Raw genomic sequence first — 2761 nt, forward strand, 5'->3', positions numbered from 1 at the left:
GGTAGCTGCCGGTGATCCGGGGCAGCCCCCGCTCCGGGTTGGCCGGCGCGACACCGGCGATCTTCACGCCCGCGTACGGCCCGGCGGCGGCCGGCATCATCAGCAGTTCCCCGGCGGGCACCGGTACGGCGGATCGGGCGGGTGCCGCCTCCGGGTCGAACCCGTCCAGCAGCACCCGCTCGATCGCCCCCACCGCACCGGCGGGCCCGACTCCGCCGGTGCCCGCCACGGCGTACTGGAGCGGCACAACCGCCGTACCGGGCAGTGCGGTCGGGCTCGGGTCGCTCGGAACCACAGCGGTCCGGTTCTCGGCGGCCCGGCTCTCGGATGTCCGGCTCACAGCAGGAACCCCGCTCCCAGCTCGTCGTCCGGCTCCAGGACGAAGCCGTGCTCGCCGGTCCGGAAGGCCGCCCCGCCGACCTCGGTGACCACGCCCTCGCCCTGCGGGTCGCCGCCCGGCAGGAAGCGGCCGGAGAAGACCGTCCCGATGATCGACTCGTGCCGCAGCGGCTCGCCGGGGGCCAGCCGCCCCTCGGCGGCGAGCACCGCCAGCCGGGCGGAGGTGCCGGAGCCGCAGGGCGAGCGGTCGATCTGGCCGTCGGCGAAGACGGTGACGTTCCGCTGGTTCAGCACCCCGTCCACCGAGGGGAGTTCGTCGTACAGCACCACTCCGTACACACCCGAGAGCCGGGCGTCCGTCGGGTGCGCGACCACCTCGGCGCCGGCCAGCGCGGCCCTGATCTCCCGCCCCACGGCGGTGAGTTCGGGCAGCCGCTCCGGTTCCACGGCGAGCCCGAGGGCGGCCGCGGACACCGAGGCGTAGCAGGCGCCGGAGTGCGCCACGGCGACCTCCACGGTGCCGAGCGAGGTCTCCACCGGCAGCTTCAGCGCGGTCACCCGGCTGGGCACGTTGCGGAAGGTCACCCCGGTGGTGTGTCCGCCGGCCCGGTGCACCAGGGCGGTGACCCGGCCGGACGGCACGTCGATCCGCACCCGTGCCACGCCGTCCGCGGGGGCGGGCACCAGGCCGGAGTCCACGGCCCAGGCGCCGAGCGCGATGGTGCCGTGCCCGCAGGCGGTGGAGTAGCCGTCCTTGTGCCAGAACAGCACGCCCAGGTGCGCCTCGTCGTCGTCCGGCGGCACCAGGAAGCCGCCGTACATCCCGGCGTGGCCGCGCGGCTCCTGGACGAGCAGCTGCCGGACGTCGTCCAGCGCGCTGGGCCGGGGCGCGGTCGCACTGCCGCCCGCGCCGAGCGCGATGGCCCGGCGTTCGGCGACGGTGTCGCCGGGGATCGGCGGCACGCCGTCCAGCACGATCCGGAACGGCTCGCCGGCCGTGTGGTAGTCGACGGTGCGGACGAACATCAGGCGCCACCTCCCGGCAGCACGCTGACGGTCCGGCTGACGGTGTAGAAGTCCAGGGCCGCCTGGCCCTGCTCGCGCTCGCCGTGGCTGGCGCCCTTGGCTCCGCCGAAGGGCAGGTGGAAGTCGACGCCGCTGGACGGGGCGTTGACCCGGATCATGCCGGCGTCCAGCCGGTCGGCGGCGGCCAGCGCCACGTCCAGGCTGCGGGTGTGCACCGAGGTGGAGAGGCTGTGCGGGGTGTCGTTGGCGAGCGCGATGGCCTCGTCCAGGTCGGCCGCGGCGTGCAGCACGGCGATCGGGCCGAAGAACTCCTCGCGGGCCAGCGGGTGTTCGGCCGGCACGTCGGCGAGCAGGGTCGGCTCGACGTACCAGCCGGCCCGCTCGGGCACCCGGCCGCCGGTGAGCACGCTCGCCCCGGCCTCGACGGCCGAGGAGACGGCGCCGGTCAGCCGCTCCCGGGCGGCGGCGTTGATCACCGGCCCGCAGACCGCGTCGTCGACCGCCGCCAGCGCCTTGACCAGCGCCTCGCGCAGCGGCTCGTGGGCGGCGCCGACCGCGATCACCCGGCTGGTGGCGGTGCACTTCTGCCCCGCGTACCCGGCGACGGCCGCGGCGATGTGCCCGGCGGCCTGCGCGATGTCGGCGTCCGGCAGCACCAGCGCGGCGTTCAGCCCGCCGAGTTCGGCCTGCACCGGCACCCCGCGCTCGGTCGCGGCCCGCACCACGGCCCGGCCGACGCCGGTCGAGCCGGTGAAGGAGATCACGTCCGCGGTCTCCACCAGCGCCGCGCCCTCCTCGGCCCCGCCGGGCAGCACCGTGAACACGTCCTCGGGCAGCCCGGCCAGCTCGGCCAGCCGCAGCGCGCAGGCCGTCGCCTCGGGCGCCGGCTTCAGCACCACCGCGTTGCCGACGGCGAGGGCCGGCGCGGCCTTCCAGGTCGGGATCGCCAGCGGGAAGTTCCACGGCGCGATCAGCCCGGCGACCCCGTAGGGGCGGCGCCGGGTGAGCAGCAGCCCGGGGCCGGCGGCGGTCTCGTGCACCGCCCCGGAGGGCGCGTACGGCGCCTGCGCGTAGTAGCGCCAGATCGCCGCCGTGCGGGCGACCTCGCCGAGCGCCTCGGCCAGCGGCTTGCCGACCTCGCGCACGATCAGCGCGGCCAGCTCGTGGGCGTGCGCCTCCACGGCGTCCGCGATCCGGCCGAGCGCCGCCGACCGGGCGCCCGCTCCGGCGGCGAGCCAGTCGCCCTGCGCCGCCCGGGCCCGCCCGACGGCGGCCCGCACGGCCTCGGCGCCGGGCTCCTCGACGGCGACCACGAGGTCGGCGGGGTCGGCGGGGTTGTACGAGGTGATGGTCACAGCCAGCAGCCCTTCGAGGGAGGTACGGGGAACGAAGGAGG

At 76.9% G+C, this 2761-nt stretch carries 2 protein-coding genes and 1 pseudogene; all 3 read right to left on the bottom strand.

The genetic code is table 11. The features are described 5' to 3' along the window. Nucleotides 1–340 (bottom strand): annotated as a pseudogene (locus ACIQOV_RS36090) (hypothetical protein); the annotation flags it as partial. Beyond that, nucleotides 337–1365, bottom strand: coding sequence for a proline racemase family protein (locus tag ACIQOV_RS36095; RefSeq protein WP_401055037.1), 1029 nt, complete (start codon nucleotides 1363–1365; stop codon nucleotides 337–339). The gene ACIQOV_RS36095 and the pseudogene ACIQOV_RS36090, both read right to left, overlap by 4 nt. Then, entirely contained in the window at nucleotides 1365–2729 is a 1365-nt protein-coding gene (locus ACIQOV_RS36100) for an aldehyde dehydrogenase family protein (protein ID WP_401055038.1), read from the bottom strand. The genes ACIQOV_RS36095 and ACIQOV_RS36100 overlap by 1 nt, the downstream gene beginning before the upstream one ends. Nucleotides 2730–2761 lie beyond the last annotated feature (32 nt).

The organism is Kitasatospora sp. NPDC091257, from assembly GCF_044757675.1.
In the GTDB taxonomy this organism is placed as follows: domain Bacteria; phylum Actinomycetota; class Actinomycetes; order Streptomycetales; family Streptomycetaceae; genus Kitasatospora; species Kitasatospora lactacystinica.

What these genes read in the sequence shown, in the direction of transcription:
- ACIQOV_RS36095 (WP_401055037.1), bottom strand. Translation starts at nt 1,365, where the DNA reads ATGTTCGTCCGCACCGTCGACTACCACACGGCCGGCGAGCCGTTCCGG.